This is a genomic window from Myxococcus sp. RHSTA-1-4, from assembly GCF_020037125.1.
Lineage (GTDB): Bacteria > Myxococcota > Myxococcia > Myxococcales > Myxococcaceae > Myxococcus.
This window is the reverse complement of record NZ_JAIQDG010000017.1, coordinates 18,332-35,698: the sequence shown is the minus strand read 5'-3', so window position 1 is coordinate 35,698 and position 17,367 is coordinate 18,332. Positions and strand designations below refer to the sequence as shown.

Here is a 17,367-nt window from a genome sequence, read left to right as displayed (position 1 = left end):
GTGCGCGCCGGGAGGCCCGAGCGGCGGAGCCCCGGGACAGTCCCTGTCGCTCGTCGTGACAGAGCCCCACCTTCAGGGAGCAACCCTCACATCCGCCCGGAGGAGTCCAATGAAGGTCGAAGAAATCATGACCGGGAATCCCATCACCTGCATGCCCGACACGAGCCTCCAGCAGGCGGCCCGCTGGATGGTCGAAGGCGACTGCGGCGCGCTTCCCGTCGTCGACAGCGACAACAAGCCGCTGGGCATCATCACCGACCGGGACATCACCTGCCGCATCATCGCGCAGGGGAAGGACCCGTACTCGCTCCGCGTGGACGACGCGATGACGCACTCCGCGGCCACGGTGTTCAAGGACACCCCGCTGGAGGACTGCATGGAGCTGATGGAGGAGAACCAGGTGCGCCGCATGATTGTGCTCGATGACGACGGCACCGTCTGCGGCATGGTGGCCCAGGCCGACCTCGCGCGGAACCTGCCGCCGGACGAGGCCGCCGAGCTGGTGCGCGAGGTCTCCTGGTCGACCAACGCGCCCTCGCAGATTCACTGACGGCCGGAGGGGCCTCGCCGCTCAGGGCCCGCCGAGCGCGAACCCGGCCATGCGGTCCATGAGCTTGCTGCCGGGGCGCTCCAGGACGTCGTTGTGCCCGGCGCCCGCCACCGTCTCCAACGTGGCCCGGGGAAAGCGCGTCCCGAGCCGGCGGCCCATCTCCACCGGGATGAGCGTGTCCTGCTCACCGTGGATGATGAGCACCGGCACCTTCACCTCGGGCGCCTTGGACACGGTGTCGAAGCGGTCCCTCACCAGCAGCGCGGTGGGGAGGAACGGGAACACCTGATTCGCCATGTCCGCGATGGAGGTGTAGGGCGAGACGAGCATCACCCGGGCACCGTGGCCCCGCCGTGCCATCTCCACCGCCACGCCCGTGCCGAGGCTGCGGCCACTGAGCACCGTGCGCTCGGCCGGCACGCCCTGGACGCGCAGCAGCTTCAGGGCCGCCTCGGCCGCCGCGTAGATGCCGTCCTCGGTGGGACTGCCCGGAGAGGCGCCATAGCCGGGGTACTCGACGGCGAGGAAGCCCAGCCCCCACTCGTGCAGCCGCTCGCCCAGCGTGAGCTGGTCCAGGAGCTGCTCGCCGTTGCCGTGGAAGTGCACCACCGTCGCGGCGCCCTCGGGAGCGGGCAGGTGGAACACGTCCACGAACCGCCCGTCCTCCAGCGGCAGGCGGCTGAACCCCATGTTCTCCTCAAGGGGAATCGGCGCCCTGGGCGCGGGGAAGATGATGGAGCGCTGGAGCGTGAAGGCTGCCACGCACACGATGAGGTAACAGACCGCGAGGATGGAGAGCAGGATGACGAGCATGCGGCGGGGCCGGACCATGGAGGCCCCCAGTCTGCCTCATCCGGGCCACGCGCGCGGACGCGAAACCCGAGCGGCCCTCCGGGCTGCCTCCGAAGCACCCGACGGGCCGGGGACCCGTGCCTCCCCTCCCGCATCCACCTCCGGAAGTCCTCGCGTAGGCGCTCATGGTGGCCCCCGCCACCGAAGTCCCACGCACCGGAGGTCTCATCCATGCCGCATTCCCGAAGTCACGCCGCGGGCGGAGTGCTCGCGGCCCTCGCAATCCTCTTCCTCGCGCCCCATGCGGCGCACGCCCAGTCGAGCTGCGACGCGCTCACGCCCACCGGAGGAGACGACGCCCCCGCCATCAACGCCTGCCTGGCGAACAGCGGGCGCGCCGTACTGGGCGCCGGCACCTTCTCCCTCTCGAGCCCCATCGTGTTCCCCCGCGTCGCGGGCGTGCGGCTCCAGGGCGAAGGCAACACGGCGACCGTCCTCCGGCCTTCGTACTCCTGCGGCCGGAGCTCGCCCTTCGTGGTGAGCGGCCAGTACCAGCCCGTCATCAGCGTCACCCGGGCCCCGGGCGCGGTGCTGCGCGACTTCCGCCTCAACCTGCGGGAGCTCCGCCGCGACTGCGGCCACAAGGGCGCCTACGCCGTCATGGTCGACAAGTCGGAGGACGTGCAGGTCCTCAACCTGCGCATCGTGGGTTCCCAGTTCGGCACGCCCGAGTACACCAGCGGCTGGGCCAACGGCGGCGGCATCCAGTTCGTCAACTCGGCGCGCGGCCTCATCCGAGGCAACGAAATACGAGACCTCGGATTCACCAAGGAGGTGGGCGGCGGCTCCGCCGGGCAGAACGGCATCGCCATCGAGAACTCGGCCCGCGCGCGTATCGAGAACAACACCGTCGAGCGCGTCTCCTTCCAGCTCTCCATCTCCAACTTCAGCCCCGCGTTCGGCTTCACGGGAGACTCCAGCAGCTCCGTCGTGACGGGCAACACGCTGGTGGGCGCGGCCAACATCAACTGCCCGGACTGCTCACAGGGCCGCGCCATCAAGCTCCAGGCCTGCGGGCGGCTGGACGTGCAGGACGAGCTGCCGCTGCGGAACCTCGTGATCCGAGGCAACAACGCGCGCGACTTCGGAGGGGCCAACGGGCAGACAGGGGGCTCCGGGCTGGACCTGGTGTGCGGCGTCCAATACAGCACCTTCGAGAACAACAGCTTCACCGGCGCGGGCACCGCCGAGTTCGGCGCTCAGTTCCGAAGCTCCTTCCAGTCCCTGGTCAACCCGACGCACCACAACAAGGTGGACTTCAACACCTTCGTCTCGGGCCGGGGCCAGCCGGGCTGCGGTGACTCGTGCAGGGACGTGAACTTCAACGCGGACGCTCCGGACCAGATTGGCCTGCGCCGCGGTGTCGCGGACACCAACTTCGCGAGCAGCTTCCGCCCGGAGAGCAGCCGCTGCGGCGACTACGGCCACGCCTTCTTCAACTACCCCGCGGGCCAGCTCTTCGTGAACCGGGGGCAGAGCCTGCTGCTCGCCGCCGCGGGCATGAAGCCGGACACCTCCACCGTGTTCCGCTTCAAGCGGCTGGACGGCTCCCAGGTGGCCGCCTTCACGTCCCAGTCCGCCAACGGCAACTGCGTGGTGAACCAGCAACTCTTCCCCGTCGACGCCGCGCGGTTCGCACCGGGCCGCTACAACCTCTTCGCCGAGTACTTCGACGGCGCCAGCGGCGTCCTCATCTCCAATGACTCCATCGGCACCATCGACGTGAGATGAGGCCGTGGGCGGGCTACACCGAAAACAGCCCCAGCGGCGCGGGCGGGGTGAAGCCGGGGAACACCTTCGCCACGTCCACGCCGGGGCGGCAGGCACGCAGGGCCTCCACCAGCGGGGCGCGCACGTCCGTCCACGACGGCACGTCGCGCCCGTCCTGCAGGTGCTCGGGCTCCAGGGGCTTGAAGTGGCCGTGGACCTTCCCGCCCCGCACACCTCCGCCCAGGAGCAGCATGGCGCTGCCCACACCGTGGTCCGTGCCCCGGCTGCCGTTCTCCCGCACCGTGCGGCCGAACTCCGTGAGCACCACCACCGTCACCTGCTCCAGCCGGGGCCCCAGGTCCGCGGCGAAGGCCGAGAGCGCCCCGGCCAATTCGCGGCACCGGTTGGCGAAGACGCCCGTCTCCGCGCCCTGCGCCGCGTGCGTGTCCCAGCCTCCCATCTCCGTGGCCGCGACCTCCAACCCCACGTCTCCCTCGAGCAGCCTCGCGATGTCTCGGAGCCGCTGCCCCAGGGGGCCCTTCGGGTACTCCACCGTCGACTCGGCCGGCAGCCGGGACAGGCGCTGCTCGTCCAGTTGGGACAGTGCCTCGAAGGCGCCCTGCCCTGTCGTGCGTAGCGCCTCGTCCACGGCTCCCGCGTAGAGCGCGCTGAAGCCGCTGGCGGCTTCGGCTCCCCGGCGCCCACCCCGGAGGCGGAACTCCTCCAGCCGGCCCATGGCCAGTGCTCCCGCGCTACCAAACAGCGCTCGGGGAAGCGTGGGCTGCAGCGCCACGGCTCGCAGCGCGGCACCGCCTTCCTCGTCCTCCAGCGCTCGGTTGAGCCACCCGTCCGGCGTGGCCTTGCGTCCCGGCGTGCCCGATTCCACGAAGTCCTGCGCGTCGAAGTGCGAGCGCACGGGGGACGGCAGCCCCACTCCGTGGAGGACCGCCAGCCTGCCCTCGCGCCACAGCGGCATCAGTGGCTCCAGGCGCGGGTGCAGACCGAAGGGTCCATCCAGCTTCAGCGCGGCGCCGGGGCCACTTCCCGGTGGCTTCAGCGCCAGCGAGGGGCGTGCGCGGTGGTAGGCCGCGTCCTCCACGGGGGGAACCAGGGACAGGCCATCCACTCCACCACGCAGGAAGACCGTCACGAGCGCACGGCGTGCCGGAGAGACGGGACTGGCGGCCAGCGCACGGCCCAGGAAGCCGGGCGCGAGGAAGAGGCCCGCGCCCGACAGGCCCAGGGCGCGCAGCAGGAGGCGACGGGAGAGAGGCGCGCTCATTGCTTCTGGAACTCCGGCGAGCCGAGCAGCAGCCCGGCGATGAGGGGAACGTCCACGGGGCCCGGCTCGCCCTCGGCGCTGGCGGCCTCGGCCCGCTTCGACAGCGCGGCGAGGATGGTGGCCCGCGTCTCCGGCGACGGCGGCGCGCCCAGCAGCACCTGCCCGAGCGCATCCACCCAGCCCTCCGCTGATGGAGCCGCGGGCCTGGCCAGCGACTCCAGTGACACGCGCGTCCCGGGCAGGCGCCCGGACACCAGCTCCAGGCTGAAGTTGAGCCGGGCCACCAGCGCGCCACTGTTCACCCAGGGCGCCGAGACCTCCGGGAAGCCGGTGGGCGCGGGCGCGCGGTAGAGCGGCTCGCCCATCTTCGCCAGGGCCTGCACCAGCCGCGGGCGCACCGTCACCTCCGCTCCGGTGGCCCGCAGCGCCGACACCACGAACTCGAAGGGCGTCTTCACCTTCACCCCGCGCACCTCGGCCGCCCAGAACTCCGGCGACTGGAAGAGCGCGCGGTACACCGTGCGCAGGTCTCCGTCCGAGTCGAGGAACGCCTTCGCCACCCGCTCCACCAGCGCCGGTGGCGGCGAGTCCGAGACGAACCGGCGCGCCAGCTTCGTCGCGAGGTGACGCGCGGTGGCCGGATGGCGCGCCAGCAGGTCCAGCACCCGCTCCCCATCCGCCATTCCTCCTCCCGCCGGAATGCGGTGTCCGAGGACCACCTTCTCGTCCGGGTCATGCGCCCGGCGCCGGAAGAAGAACTCGGGCTCCCGTCGCGGCCGGCGGATGCTCCAACCGGTGAAGCCACGCGCCACCTCGCGCACGTCCTGCTGCGTGTAGCCGCCGTCCACACCCAGCGTGTGCAGCTCCAGTAGCTCGCGCGCGTAGTTCTCGTTGAGGCCGGGCTTCGGCTCGTCGTCCTCGTCGTCCCACGGCTCCAGGGTGGAGGACTCCACTTCGGCGCCTGCCTCACCGGGCGCGTCGCCTCGTGGTGCGCGGCGCATGGGCCGTGGCATGCCGTCCCGCGTGCTCCGCCAGTTGTCCAGGTAGAAGAGCATCGCCGGGTGCCGCGCCGTCGCTCCGAGCAGGTCGCGGAAGCGGCCGAAGACATGCGGACGGATGGCGTCACGCTCGTAGGACGTCACCATCCACCGCACCGCGCCCTTCTCCGCGGAGACGTTGAAGTGGTTGAACCAGAAGTCCACCAGCACCTCTTCGAGCGGGTGCGGACTCTCCACCGCGCGCAGCACCTTGGCGGCGGACTGCTCCAGGCCGATGAGCGCGGGGCGCATCAGCTCGCGCCCATCCAGCAGGGCCTGCTCGCGCTGCTTCTTCGCCGGATAGTCGCGCGCCAGCTCCGCCATCGACATCGTCAGGGTGGGCAGCGCCTGGAGCTTCACCTCCAGCTCCGGCGGCAGCGCCGAACCCGAGCGGGCGAGCTGCGCTTCCACCCACCCCTCCACGCCCAAGCGCCGCACCTCGGCCAGGTCCCGCGCCGAGGGCCCGAAGGCCAGCCGCTGAAGCGCGTGCACCGCGCGCGCCTCGTCGTAGGCAGGCGGGGCGGAGGTGGGCGCCGGGTGCGGGCCGCTCGCACACGAGAGCAGGACGGCCACCAGGGGCCAGAAGGACAGGAGACGCATGGCAGTGGGTGGAACCCCGGAGGAGACCGGAAGTTACATCCCTCACGGGTGAATGACGGGAGGCCGCTCCTCTCCCGGGAGGCGAAGCGGCTTCACAGCCCGCGGACCTGGAGCGTCTTCAGGCCGGACGTGCGCGACGCGGGCCCCCTCCGCTTCCCGTGAGCCGTGCTCCGCGCCGAGCACGCCAGACACGAGGAGAACACCCCATGACGCTGAGGATGCAGGCCCTGAAATCCCTGGGGCCCTCGAAGCTCACCGCACATGAGTTCCTGTCCGAGCCGGCCCGCGCAAGGCGCAAGCCCGCCCGGCACGAGGCCCCGCGCCACCCGGCCGAGCGCACCCTCCAGCCGATGGTGCAGGACGACTTCCCTCCGGGAATCAACCTCAACGACCTGAAGGACCATCAGCAGTTCAAGGCGGCCCTGACGTACGCCCTGGACTTCATGATGAAGAGCGACGCGTCCAGCCGGCAGATGAAGCTCTTCCTCGCCGATGCGACCGAGGGCAAGTCCAACCTCTGCCTGAGCTTCACGGGCACCTACGAGGGCCCGAATGACTTCGGCCTCACCGAGTTGCTCGTCATCAACAATGACGACGCCTCCCTGGGGAACCTCGAGACGGACGAGAATGTCCACTGGAAGGAAATCAACAAGGGCTCACTCTTCATCGTCCGCATCTCCCTGAACAAGAAGCACAACTTCAGGAAGTTCGCGGTCAACGTGCAGACCATCGTGCACGAGCTCGCCGTCCATGCGCTGTACTACCACGACATCCTGAAGCGGGTGGCGAGCGGCTCATTGAAGGGGAACGACTTCAAGAAGGCGTGGGCCCGGACCAGCACGGACGGCGTCAACAACGGGGCCTGGCAGCACTACCACTACGGGCAAGGGTCCTGCCGCGAGTACAACGCCATCATCGCGGCGATGGTCGAGGACCTGCGCACCTCCAGGCCCAAGGCCGCGGAGGAGCTCGAGGAGGAATCCCAGCGGGACATCGTGGCGCATCAACAGATGTACCCCAACCCGCCCTGACTCAGCGCGCGGCCTCGAGGAACTTCAGGAGCAGTTCGCGGAAGGTCTCCGGCGCCTCCAGGTGCGGCGAGTGCCCCACACCCGGTAGCACCTCCTCGCGCGCGTTGCCGCCCCGGCTCCGGTACTCGTCGAGCATGGCCCGCATCTGGCTCACCATGGGCTGCGGCGGATACACCGCGTCCCCGGGCCAGCCCGGCACCGCGCCCAGCTTCCCCAGGAAGCCGAAGTCGAACAGCGACGTGTCCGAGACAATCTGGTCATCCGCGCCGCGAATCCAAAGCACGGGCGGCCGCGTGGGAATCTCGGGGAAGCGCCTCAGGTCGCAGTACTTCCCCGAGATGGCGTTGTTCATGCCCCGGCGCCCGGGCGCCACGCCCGGCCAGTTCGCCGAGGGCTCGCGGTCGCCCGGGTAGAAGTCCTCCCCCACCGCCATCTTCAGCATCTCCGCCACCAGCAGGTCCTCGCGCGAGCGCTCCAGGCGGAAGGGCGGCTTGAAGTAGTACCTGTTCATCACGGTGCGCGGCGAGGCGTCGTTCTCATCGGACGCGTCCTTCGCGAGGAGGCGCTTGATGAACTCCGGGTTCACCGTACCGCCTCCCGAGCCCGCGTGGTCCGGCCAGCACGGAGCCACCGAGGCATCACCCTTCGTGCCGCCGTAGCCCGCGGGAGAGATGGGCGCGAGGAGCACCAGCGAGGCCACCCGCTCCGGGTGCTCCATGGCGAAGCGCAGCACCACCCCCGCGCCCGCGGACCAGCCCACCAGGTGCACCTTCTTCCCCGCGAGCCGGAGGTCCGAAGCGTCCAGCAGCGCGAGCACGTCGTCGGCGAAGTCCCCCACGCCGCGCGTCGCGTCGATGGGCGCGCGCTCCGTCTCCCCGAAGCCCCGCAGGTCCGGCGCGAGGCACCGGAAGGACTGAGGCATCGCGGCCAGCGTCTCCTCATAGAAGCGGCTGGACGAGACGTTGCCGTGGATGAACACCACCGGCACTCCGTCCGGTGCGCCGCTCGCCAGCAGGTGCTGTACGCGGAGACGGGAGGTGGGGACCTTCAGGGACTCGATTCGGGGAAGCAGGTTCGGGGTCGTCATCCAGTGGCTCCGGTGGGCTGCCCCCAAGAATCGACCAGCACCGGCCCGAGCGGAAGCCTTCTCGTTCAGGTGGCACGTGGCGCGCCTCACTCCGAGGGGCCGCCCTCCTCCAGCTCGCGGATGATGGACACCAGGTCGTCCTGCTCTCCCTGGATGACGAAGACGCCCTCCTCCGCGGGCTGCTTCCCACCGGGCTTCGCGGGCGCCGGGCCCCGCCGGGACTTCGCCGGCGCGGGCGGCAGCCGCGTGACGGGGACGGGCCGGGGCCGGGCGGCGGGCACGACGCGCGGCTCGGGAGCGGCCTCCGGGAAGGGCGCGGCCGGGGCTTCCTCGGGCGGCGTCGAGGGCTGCGTCCAGTCCGTCTTCCGGTTCAGCCACTCCGCGTAGCGCGGGAAGGACCAGCAGCCGTCCGCGGCGCCCGTCTCGATGGCCGACGGAATCTTGTAGAAGTGCCCCTGCCTCACGATGCTCTTCACGGGCGTGCTGCCCATGAGCACCTCGCACTCGGGCACGCGCAGGCCCACCTCCGGCCGGTAGCGAAGCCGCTGGCACACCACACCCACGAGGCAGTCCGCGAGCTGCGCGCACACCGCCGGCTGCATCTCCGGCGGGAAGGCCGACACCACCCGGGCCAGCGCCTCCCCCGCGCTGGCCGAGTGCACCGTGGCGAGCACCAGGTGTCCCGTCTCCGCCGCGTTCATCGTCAGCCGCATCACCGACGGCTCGCGCATCTCGCCCACCATCAGCACGTCCGGGTCCTCCCGCATCGCGTCGATGAGCGCCTGCTCGAAGGACGGCGTGTCCCGCCCCACCTCGCGCTGGCGGATGAAGGACTGCCGGGGCACCAGCGCGTACTCGATGGGGCTCTCCACCGTGATGATGTGCCGCGCCTCCGAGATGTTCAGCTCCTGGAGCAGCGCCGCCAGCGTCGAAGTCTTCCCCGAGCCCGTGGGGCCGCTGACGAGGACGAGCCCATGCGTGGGCTCGACGAGCCTTCGCAGGTCGGGGTGCAGGTTCAGCCGCTTCAGCGTGGCCTGCGCGGTGGCCAGGAGGCGAATCGCGAAGCCCACGCCCCGCGCGCTCCGCAACACGTTGATGCGGATGCGCTGCCCGTCCAGCGTGCGCGCCACGTCATGCGAGCAGCGCTCCAGGAACCCGGGCCAGTCGTCCTCGCCCACCACGTCGCGCGCCAGCGCGGTCAGCGCCGCGGGTGACAGCGGCTCGCCGGCCAGCCGCAGGCTCCCTCGCACCCGCAGGGCCATGGGCATGCCGCCCTCCAGGTGGATGTCGCTGGCCCCCTGCTCCCGGGCCCGGCGGATGATGGCTCCCAGTTCCATGCTCGCTCCTTTCCGACCCGCTGGCTGCGAAGCAACGTACGTGCCGGAGCAGACGTCACGGGTACCGCGCGGGAGGTGGTGCCTGGGAGGGGAGCGTTCCCGTGCCGGATTGTCGTCGCGGCGCGGACCGGTGCGACAGATTGTCCCCATGGCGCTGAAGCTCTTCCAACGATTGCGGCAGGGCGCTTCCCGGGCGCTCCGCCGCTCGCCTGGCCGGCGCGGGCGCGCTCGCGAGCAGGCTCGCCACACGGCGCGCTCCACACCCGCGCCCGGACGGACTTCTTCCGGACGCCCCGAGGTGCCCACCGGTGCGCCCGGCTCCACCCGCACGCCCATGCCCGCGGGGTTCCAGGACGTCCTCTCCTTCCCGCTGCTCCAGGCCCTGCTCGGACGCCGCGCGCGCCGCTTCACCCTGGGCGCGTCCATTCCCGACGGTCCGCTGGCGTACACCTCGAGGCATCAGCCGATGCCCCTGGACGAGCTGGAGCAGATGCTCGTCCTGCTGGCCGCCGGTGGGAACACGGGCTGGCACTACGCCATCAACCGCAACGCGCACTACGCGCCCCACTTTCCCAACTACGCGGGCGCGGCGGGCGGGCGCACCTTTCCGTCCGCCGCGGGCTTCCACACCAGCGAGCTGTTCTTCACCGACGACAACGGCGTCTACCTCTTCGCCACCCGGGACGCGCCCGCCCTCGCGGAGAAGGACGCGGACGGCTCCTTCGACCTGGAGGCGCTGCTGGAGGCCCACCGCGGCCGCATCCGCAAGCTCGACTCGGCCCGCCTCCAGTTCCCCCGCGAGGAGCCCTTCGTGGAGGGCCACAACACGTGGTGCGCCAACCTCCCCGGCTCCACGCTCGTCATCCCCGTGGCGGACCTGGCGCAGCACCTGCTCGCCATCCTCTGCTTCCTCACGCAGAACGGCTACTGCATCACCAACGACCTGAACGACGAGCCCGTGCCCGGCATGAAGCGCTTCCGCCACCTGGTCAACGAGGACGCGCCCCTGCCGCTCTCCTTCGTCGAGCAGTACGCGCTCACCGAGGCCACGGCCGAGCTGGCCTGTAGCTGCTACGCGGGCGTGCTGATGCTGCAGGCCATGGGACTGGGCGGGTGGATGTACGACGGTATCGACCGGCACACCATCCTCGGCGCCACCGGGGACCCGCGCGCTCCGGGCCTGCGCTTCCGCTACGACACCCACCCGCGCTGGGCGCTGCCCAACCCCACCGGCCTTCCCGGCGTCTTCGAGGCCTTCTGCCCACCTCACTACCCGAACATGCGCGCGGCGGTGGACGCGCTGTGCGAGCGCAAGTTCGGCAAGGGAGGCCCCTTCCACGCCGGCACGCCCGGTGCCTGGAAGGAGAGCCCCCGCGTGCGCGGCGCCGCGAAGGTGCACGACCCGGAGTTCCGCGAGTGCGTGGCCACCCAGGCGCAGTACATCTTCCACAGGTTCGGCAAGTTCCCCGGCACCGTCCCGAGCGTCTTCTGCCTCACCTACCTCCAGGCCCAGCACCTGGACCCGGACTTCTACGACACGCACTTCCAGCCCGGCGCGTACCTGCCCACCCACGCGAGGCACATGGAGCGCTGGCACGCGGACACGCCCGCGCAGTGAAGAGCGCGGGGCTCAGCCGCCCAGCAGGGACATGAGCGTGTAGGCCACCGAGCCCACCACCAGGGCCGTGCCCAGCGTGCTCCCGACGATGACGGCCACCGGGTGCCGGTCCACGAAGCGCAGCACCTCGTGCAGGCCGCGCTTGAGCAGCGTGCGCTGGCACTGCACGGAGATGCGGCCCTCCTGCAGGAGCTGGAGCTGCGCCGTCATCTCCTCCACCGACGGGTAGCGCCGCGCCGGGTCCTTGCGCATGCCCTTCGCGACGAACCACGACAGCTCCGCGGGCACGGGCGACTGATGCGGGCTCGAGCGGAGCGCCTCCACCGAGGGCGTCACCTTCTCCACGCCCTCGAGAATCCGCTCGAGCGACTCGCGTCCCTCCAGGTAGTGATGGAGGAAGAGCAGCTCGTGGAACACCACGGAGAGGCTGTACACGTCGCTGCGCGCGTCCAGCTTGTCCTGCTCCCCGCGCGCCTGCTCCGGGGACATGTACATGGGCGTGCCGATGACGGACCCCACCTGCGTGCGCAGCGAGGCCGCGTCACGCAGGCCCACCCTCGGCACGTCCTCCACCACGGGCCGCATCCGCATCGCGACGCCCTGGCTGTCCGGAGTCTGCTGCACCGGGGTCCGCACCTGCCGGGCCAGGCCCCAGTCCATCACCGTCACCTCGCCGAAGGGCCCCACCATGATGTTGGCGGGCTTCAGGTCACGGTGGATGAAGCCCTTGCGGTGCGCGTACGCGACGGCGTTGAGCACCCCGAGGCAGATTTGCACCCGCGCCCGGAAGTTGAAGCGCTCGTGGGTGTCACGGTCCCCCTGCCGCAGCTTGGAGATGAGGGACTCCAGCGTCTCGCCTTGCAGGTGCTTCATCACGAAGAAGTACCGGCCGCGCTCGTCCACGCCCACGTCGTGCACGGGGACGATGTTCGGGTGGTCCAGCTGCCCGACGGTGCGAATCTCCTCCACGAAGCGCAGCACCCGGTCCAGGTCGGCGTTTTCCGGCAGCCGCTTGAGCGCGACGAGGCGCTCGATGTCGTTGTCCTTCAGCAGCACCACCTCGCCCATGCCGCCCTGTCCCAGGGGACGCATCTCCTCGAAGCGCTCGCGCTGGGACGGGAGGAGGTCCACCCGCTCGCCGTGCCACTCCACCCGCGGCAGCACCGTGTTGCGGCGCGTGGTGGCGGCGGGCACGGACGCGGGCCCGCTCCGGGGGTTCTGGGAGAGGACCGTGGCGTCCAGGGCTTCAGGGGCGTAGCGAAGGGTGTCCGACATGGGCCCCCTGAATAACAGGCACCCCCACGGCTCGCTCAAGTCCCCCTCCCTCCCGGGTAGTGCCGAGTGGAAGCTCGCGAAGGGACAGGGGTTTTCAGGGGGCCTCGATTTCCATCCGGTAGCCCACGCCGCGCACCGTCTGTATGGCGAAGCGTGACGCACTGTTCCAGCCGAGCTTCTTCTTCAGGCTGGAGACGAAGTTGTCCACCGTGTGCGGGTCCACGACGACATCCCTGCCCCACACCGCGTCCAGGATGTCGTCCCGGCGCAGCACGCGCTCGCGCTCGCGCACCAGGAAGGCCAGCAGGTCGAACTCGGTGCGCGTCAGCTCCACCATGGCCCCGTCGGGCGTCTCCACCCTGCGCCGGTCCAGGTCCAGCTTGTAGCCGGCGAAGCGCACCTGCTTCGCGGGCACATTCCCGGAGCGCCGCACCAGCGCGCCCACCCGCGCCAGCAATTCGCGCAGGCGGTACGGCTTGCCCAGGTAGTCCTGCGCGCCCGCCTCGAAGCCTCGCACCACGTCGTCCTCCAGCGTGCGCGCGGTGAGCATCAGCACCGGCGTCGTCACGCCCTCCTCCCGCAGCGCGCGGCACAGCGAGTAGCCGTCGCCGTCCGGCAGCATCACGTCCAGCAGGATGAGCTGGAACGCGCGCTTCGCCAGGTGCTCGCGCGCCTCGCGGACGCTCGCGGCTTCCTCCACCGCGTAGCCACCCTGGTTCTCCAGGTTGTCGCGCAGGGCGAGCCGCAGGTTGGTGTCGTCCTCGACGAGGAGGACGGCGGGAAGGCCTTGGGTCATGTCGTCACCGTGGGAGGAAAGGTCAGCTCGAAGGTGGTGCCCTCGGGGCTGGAGTCCGCGACGCGCAGGCTCCCCCCATGCAGGCGCATGATGCGGCGGCAGAGTGCCAGTCCCAGGCCGCTTCCGGGAACATCCCGCCCCTGGCCGGGCAGGCGCACGAACTCCTCGAAGGCGGTCTCCCACTGCTCGCGGGGGATGCCGATGCCGTTGTCGGAGAAGCGCACGCGGCCGTCCGGGAGCGCCTGGATGCGCAGGCGCACCGGGGTGCGCGTGTTGTACGCACAGGCGTTGCGCGCCAGGTTGGACAGGAGCAGGCGGAGGAGCTGCGCGTCCGCGCTGTACGTCTGCTCGCCCACCTCCGCCTCCAGCTCCACCGGCACCTTGGACCAGGCCTCCAAATCACGGCGCAGCCCGGACACCAGCTCGTCCAGCCGCACCGGAGACAGCTTCGGCACCCAGCGGCCCTTGTCGATGCGGTTGAAGGACAGGAGGTTCTCCACCAGGAAGCCCAGCCCGTCCACCTCGCGGACGATGCGCGCCGGGTAGTCCCGCGCGTCCGTGCCCTCCGCCAGCCGCCACTCCAGCGTCTCCGCCAGCAGGCGGATGGAGGCCAGCGGCGTGCGCAGCTCGTGCGACACGGTGGCCACGAAGTCGCTCTTCAGCTCCAGGAAGCGGTACTTGCGGTGCTGCGCCACGAAGGCCAGCGCGGCGATGCCCAGCGCCAGCACCGCGCACAGCGCCACCATGCCCGTCTTCAGCCGGTAGCGCCGCTCCAGCGCACCCTGCGCCCGGGCCCACTCCGGCGTCTCCACCGACAGGGGCAGCGCGTCCATGGGCAGCACCTCCGCGTTGCCCAGCAGCCGCACCTGCCCGTCCGGCTCCAGCAGCCCGCGCTCCCGCATCTCGCGCGTGAGCGACTCCAGCAGCACCGCGGCGTCCACCGCCACGCCGCGCACCTGGCTGCCTCCGCGCGGCTCCAGGTACCACCCGGTGCGCACCAGCACGGGGCCGGAGAGCTTCCGCGGCAGGGGCAGCGGCTCGGCGGCCAGCTCGCCGGCGCGCGACTCGAAGTCCTCCACCGGGGCGCCCACCCTCGCGGAGAGGGCCGCAACGCGCTCGCGCAGGAAGGTGAAGTCCGCGCGGGTGAAGCGCGAGCGCCGCAGGAGCAGCAGGCGCTGGAGTCCTTCCAATCGCCCGCCCCTTCCGTCCGCGAGCCCCTCGCGCACCAGCGCGTGCATGAGCTGCGGCACCGGGTCTCCCCGCTCGGCCAGCGACTCCAGCACCACCAGCAGGCCGGGTACGTCGCGCGTGGAGGCGAGCACGTACTGCGCGCGGTGCTGGAGCAGCGCCATCAGCGCGACCGTGGAGGCCCGCCGGTCCCCTCGCGCCAGCGCGCCGTCCACCGCCCGCACCAGCGCGAGCCGCTCCGCCCACGGGTCCTCTTCCTCGTCCGCCCGCTCCGTGCCGGCGCGCAGCCGGGCGTAGCGCTCCCTCGCGGGCGAGTCCTCTCCGGTGTCGTGCTGCGCCAGGCGCGGCAGGAGCTGCTCGCCACGCTCGCGCAGGTACAGGCCCGTGGCGGGCACCAGCGGGTCCACCGACGCGGCCTCCATCGCGGAGCGCGCCGCCTCCAGCCTGTCCCGCAGCGACTGCGCCAGCGAGGCGCGGGCGTACTGCTCCAGCGCCTCGCGCCGTGAGTCGAGCGAGGCCTGCGCGTCATCGCGCTCGGCGGCGAAGATGCGCTGGAGGTAGCCCAGGCCCCAGCCGAGTCCGGCGAGGCCAAGCACCAGGGCGATGAGCGTGGGCAGCAGCCGGCGGAGCATCGGGCGGCTAGTCCGTGGAGTCCGGGACGTTGTCGTAGTCCGAGGCGGTCCCCGGGGTGACGCGGACCTTGCGCGTGTCGAGCGCCTGGGCCTTGCGGATGAGCGCGCCCAGCGTCACCACATCCGCGCGGCTCCGCAGCGGCTCCCCGATGTCCTCCCAGAGCGAGTGAAGCCGCGCCCAATCGAGCGAGCGCGTCCAGAAGGAGCCGCGCAGCTTCTCCGCGAAGGCAGCGGTCACGTACGCCAGCCGCGTGGACGGCTCAGCGCGGGCGTAGGAGGAGCGCAGGAGGCTGGAGGGCAGCATCTTCTGCACCCGCCGCCAGCTCCCCGAAGGGCCCTGCTCGTAGTGGATGCGCAGCGTGCCGAAGGCGATGGCGGGGCCAATCACCTTCACCTCGTAGATGGCGGTGACGGCGCCCCCCGCGGGCATCGGCGCATCCGGCTCCTCGTCCTCGTCGAGGGACTCCGGGGCGGGCATGGCGCGCTCGTAGCCCACCAGCCGGTAGCGGGCCACCGCCTGCCGGTCGAACTCCACCTGCGCACTGACGTCCGAGAGCGCCTCGCGCGCCCTCAGGGTGATGCGCACCACGTGGTAGCCCTTGCGGCTGGGAGAGGGGAAGCCCTCCACGTCGATGACGAAGGGGCCGTGAGTGTCCCCCGCGTCGCCGTAGTCGAAGGCGTTGATGAAGGCCTCCGCCCAGACGGTCCGCTCGTCGGGCAGCACGTCGCGCTCCAGGTAGTCGCGCGCCACGGCGTACGGCTTCGTGTCCACGGAGACGAAGAAGATGGAGAAGCGGTCCTCCTCCGTGTCGATGGTGGGGTTCACCCCGCCGCTCCCCGAACTGCTGGCCGGGGGGCCGCGGGACTTGTCCGTGCTCCGATAGAAGTACTGGGTGGCGCCATCCGGGAGGATGGACATGTGCGGCAGCGTCCAGGACGGAGCCAGCATGCGGTCTGCGCTCGACCCGGCGAAGGGCATGGCGGAGGGCAGGTAGCGGGCAATGCCGTCCGCCTCGGCGTGCAGCGGCGGCGCAAGCGGGGCCAGAGGCTGGAAGGAGCGCGCCTGGCCCTCGGCGTTCACCGGACGCTCCACGACGATGTCCTGGGTGCCGGGAACTTTCAGGAAGGGGAACATGGGAGCCTCTCCCCTATCGATGCTCGGTGGCCTCGCGACCATGGGCCCCGGAACGTACCCCACGGGGAGCAGCTTCACGTTCACGCGAACGGTGTGGACGGGCCTGAGCTGGAAGTCCGTCCGGGTGTAGGGCTGGAAGGACTCCTTCTCGAAGCGGAGCGTGTAGACACCCGGGGGAAGCCCGGGGATGCGGTAGTTCCCCTGGGGGTCCGTCACCGCCACCTGCTCCGCCTTCAGCGCGGGTGAGGTCGCGGTGACGCGCACGTCCGCGAGGGGCCTTGTGTCCGCGCCGTTGATGACCGTGCCAATGAGGATGACGTTCTGGGCCCACGCGGGCGCGCAGAGGAGAACGAGGGCGCCACACAGGGCTCTGAAGAAGGCGGGTTTCATCGGGGAGCCAGCGCGTACAGAGGGGTGTGGCCGTCCTTGAGAGGGTCCCACAGCGTGCCGCAGCCAGGCCGGCCAATCATCACGGTTTCATCATGGCATGGAGCCCCGGGAGACGCCTGCCCACCGGGTGGACATGCATGGGCGAGAGTGTCCATCACCGCGTCCCGAAGTCCGGGCTGCACCGGTCCGCCGACGGGGCCCGGTAGACGAGCTGGGGCGTGCCGTCCGCGACTAGCACCGGCATGCGGGAGAGCATCCACGACGGAGTCCTGGCGAGGACGCCGTCGGTCCCGGAATACCCGGGAAGGAGCCGGTGGAATGAGCACGTCACGACGATGTGCTTGATGAACTCCTCGTGTATGTGCGCGTCGATGCCGCTGTCGGTGGTGACTCCCGCGGTGCTCTCACATCCACTCGAGCCCTTGGAGAACAGCCGCACGTCGTGGCGGGTGGTCCGGTTCACCCGGAGCTGGAGGTCCGTGCGCGTGCAGCCCTTGTAGCGGTCCTTCTCGAACCGGAGGGCGTAGGCCCCCGCCGGGAGCCCGGGGATGCTGTAGTTCCCCCGCGCGTCGGTCACCACGACACGCTCGCCCTCGAACTCCAGCGACGTCGCCACCACCAGGACATCCGCGAGCGGCTTCTGGCTCTCACCGTCGACGACGGTGCCGATGAGCGTGGAGCTCTCGGCGCCCGCCGCCACGGTGGCGAGCAGGAGCGCACACAACAGGGAACCGCGCGGGAAGGACTTCACGTGGGCCACCTCGTGTTTCATCGGGTTGACGCCATGTTCCCCAGCCGGCGCCTTCCCCGGACCACGAGAGCCTCCGTTCTTCGTCATCGTTCCGTC

General features: G+C 71.0%; 14 protein-coding genes. 4 read left to right on the top strand and 10 right to left on the bottom strand.

Annotation, left to right across the window (positions count from 1 at the left end):
- Window positions 1-109: 109 nt before the first annotated feature.
- Window positions 110-550, top strand: coding sequence for a CBS domain-containing protein (locus K8638_RS22785; RefSeq protein ID WP_223756700.1), 441 nt, complete (start codon window positions 110-112; stop codon window positions 548-550).
- Between the two features lie 21 nt (window positions 551-571).
- Here the strand turns inward: K8638_RS22785 and K8638_RS22780 are convergent, their stop codons facing one another.
- A complete protein-coding gene (locus tag K8638_RS22780; RefSeq protein ID WP_223756699.1) occupies window positions 572-1,381 on the bottom strand; it encodes an alpha/beta hydrolase in 810 nt (269 codons plus the stop codon).
- A 192-nt stretch (window positions 1,382-1,573) separates the two neighbouring features.
- Here K8638_RS22780 and K8638_RS22775 point away from each other — a divergent pair, with 192 nt between their 5' ends.
- On the top strand, window positions 1,574-3,133 hold the full coding sequence (locus K8638_RS22775; RefSeq protein WP_223756698.1) for a right-handed parallel beta-helix repeat-containing protein: 1,560 nt from the start codon (window positions 1,574-1,576) through the stop codon (window positions 3,131-3,133).
- Between the two features lie 13 nt (window positions 3,134-3,146).
- Here K8638_RS22775 and K8638_RS22770 read toward each other — a convergent pair whose 3' ends face one another.
- Together K8638_RS22770 and K8638_RS22765 are read right to left on the bottom strand one after the other, a co-directional pair.
- Window positions 3,147-4,394, bottom strand: coding sequence for a DUF1501 domain-containing protein (locus K8638_RS22770; protein WP_223756697.1), 1,248 nt, complete (start codon window positions 4,392-4,394; stop codon window positions 3,147-3,149).
- On the bottom strand, window positions 4,391-6,031 hold the full coding sequence (locus tag K8638_RS22765; protein ID WP_223756696.1) for a DUF1800 domain-containing protein: 1,641 nt from the start codon (window positions 6,029-6,031) through the stop codon (window positions 4,391-4,393). The genes K8638_RS22770 and K8638_RS22765 overlap by 4 nt, the downstream gene beginning before the upstream one ends.
- A 206-nt stretch (window positions 6,032-6,237) precedes the next feature.
- On the opposite strand from K8638_RS22765, the gene K8638_RS22760 reads away from it, so the two are divergent.
- Window positions 6,238-7,062 (top strand): hypothetical protein, encoded by an 825-nt coding sequence (locus K8638_RS22760; RefSeq protein ID WP_223756695.1) that lies wholly within the window; start codon window positions 6,238-6,240, stop codon window positions 7,060-7,062.
- 1 nt (window position 7,063) lies between these two features.
- Here K8638_RS22760 and K8638_RS22755 read toward each other — a convergent pair whose 3' ends face one another.
- Together K8638_RS22755 and K8638_RS22750 are read right to left on the bottom strand one after the other, a co-directional pair.
- Window positions 7,064-8,149, bottom strand: a complete 1,086-nt coding sequence (locus K8638_RS22755; protein ID WP_223756694.1) for an alpha/beta fold hydrolase — start codon at window positions 8,147-8,149, stop codon at window positions 7,064-7,066.
- 86 nt (window positions 8,150-8,235) lie between these two features.
- Complete coding sequence (locus tag K8638_RS22750; RefSeq protein WP_223756693.1) at window positions 8,236-9,486, bottom strand: type IV pilus twitching motility protein PilT; 1,251 nt, start codon at window positions 9,484-9,486, stop codon at window positions 8,236-8,238.
- Window positions 9,487-9,784: 298 nt separating this feature from the next.
- Here K8638_RS22750 and K8638_RS22745 point away from each other — a divergent pair, with 298 nt between their 5' ends.
- Window positions 9,785-11,104: a hypothetical protein gene (locus K8638_RS22745; protein WP_223756692.1), complete on the top strand. Its 1,320-nt coding sequence runs from the start codon at window positions 9,785-9,787 to the stop codon at window positions 11,102-11,104.
- Between the two features lie 12 nt (window positions 11,105-11,116).
- On the opposite strand, the gene K8638_RS22740 is transcribed toward K8638_RS22745, so the two are convergent.
- The 5 genes from K8638_RS22740 to K8638_RS22720 all read right to left on the bottom strand — a co-directional run bounded on the left by K8638_RS22740 (window position 11,117) and on the right by K8638_RS22720 (window position 17,292).
- Window positions 11,117-12,379 (bottom strand): serine/threonine-protein kinase, encoded by a 1,263-nt coding sequence (locus tag K8638_RS22740; protein ID WP_223756691.1) that lies wholly within the window; start codon window positions 12,377-12,379, stop codon window positions 11,117-11,119.
- A 94-nt stretch (window positions 12,380-12,473) separates the two neighbouring features.
- A complete protein-coding gene (locus K8638_RS22735) occupies window positions 12,474-13,175 on the bottom strand; it encodes a response regulator transcription factor (protein ID WP_223756690.1) in 702 nt (233 codons plus the stop codon).
- The gene (locus K8638_RS22730) at window positions 13,172-14,995 is read right to left on the bottom strand and encodes a HAMP domain-containing sensor histidine kinase (protein WP_223756689.1); all 1,824 of its coding nucleotides are present in this window, start codon (window positions 14,993-14,995) and stop codon (window positions 13,172-13,174) included. Before K8638_RS22730 ends, K8638_RS22735 begins: the two co-directional genes overlap by 4 nt.
- Window positions 14,996-15,002: 7 nt before the next feature.
- Window positions 15,003-16,520: a von Willebrand factor type A domain-containing protein gene (locus tag K8638_RS22725; protein WP_223756688.1), complete on the bottom strand. Its 1,518-nt coding sequence runs from the start codon at window positions 16,518-16,520 to the stop codon at window positions 15,003-15,005.
- 154 nt (window positions 16,521-16,674) lie between these two features.
- The gene (locus K8638_RS22720; protein ID WP_223756687.1) at window positions 16,675-17,292 is read right to left on the bottom strand and encodes a carboxypeptidase-like regulatory domain-containing protein; all 618 of its coding nucleotides are present in this window, start codon (window positions 17,290-17,292) and stop codon (window positions 16,675-16,677) included.
- Between the last annotated feature and the right edge of the window lie 75 nt (window positions 17,293-17,367).

Excerpts from the sequence above, each read along its gene's own strand:
- K8638_RS22785 (WP_223756700.1), top strand. The coding sequence starts at position 110 with ATGAAGGTCGAAGAAATCATGACCGGGAATCCCATCACCTGCATGCCC.
- K8638_RS22730 (WP_223756689.1), bottom strand. The coding sequence starts at position 14,995 with ATGCTCCGCCGGCTGCTGCCCACGCTCATCGCCCTGGTGCTTGGCCTC.
- K8638_RS22750 (WP_223756693.1), bottom strand. The coding sequence starts at position 9,486 with ATGGAACTGGGAGCCATCATCCGCCGGGCCCGGGAGCAGGGGGCCAGC.
- K8638_RS22720 (WP_223756687.1), bottom strand. The coding sequence starts at position 17,292 with ATGAAACACGAGGTGGCCCACGTGAAGTCCTTCCCGCGCGGTTCCCTG.
- K8638_RS22775 (WP_223756698.1), top strand. The coding sequence starts at position 1,574 with ATGCCGCATTCCCGAAGTCACGCCGCGGGCGGAGTGCTCGCGGCCCTC.
- K8638_RS22725 (WP_223756688.1), bottom strand. The coding sequence starts at position 16,520 with ATGAAACCCGCCTTCTTCAGAGCCCTGTGTGGCGCCCTCGTTCTCCTC.
- K8638_RS22780 (WP_223756699.1), bottom strand. The coding sequence starts at position 1,381 with ATGGTCCGGCCCCGCCGCATGCTCGTCATCCTGCTCTCCATCCTCGCG.
- K8638_RS22765 (WP_223756696.1), bottom strand. The coding sequence starts at position 6,031 with ATGCGTCTCCTGTCCTTCTGGCCCCTGGTGGCCGTCCTGCTCTCGTGT.
- K8638_RS22770 (WP_223756697.1), bottom strand. The coding sequence starts at position 4,394 with ATGAGCGCGCCTCTCTCCCGTCGCCTCCTGCTGCGCGCCCTGGGCCTG.
- K8638_RS22735 (WP_223756690.1), bottom strand. The coding sequence starts at position 13,175 with ATGACCCAAGGCCTTCCCGCCGTCCTCCTCGTCGAGGACGACACCAAC.
- K8638_RS22740 (WP_223756691.1), bottom strand. The coding sequence starts at position 12,379 with ATGTCGGACACCCTTCGCTACGCCCCTGAAGCCCTGGACGCCACGGTC.
- K8638_RS22755 (WP_223756694.1), bottom strand. The coding sequence starts at position 8,149 with ATGACGACCCCGAACCTGCTTCCCCGAATCGAGTCCCTGAAGGTCCCC.
- K8638_RS22760 (WP_223756695.1), top strand. The coding sequence starts at position 6,238 with ATGACGCTGAGGATGCAGGCCCTGAAATCCCTGGGGCCCTCGAAGCTC.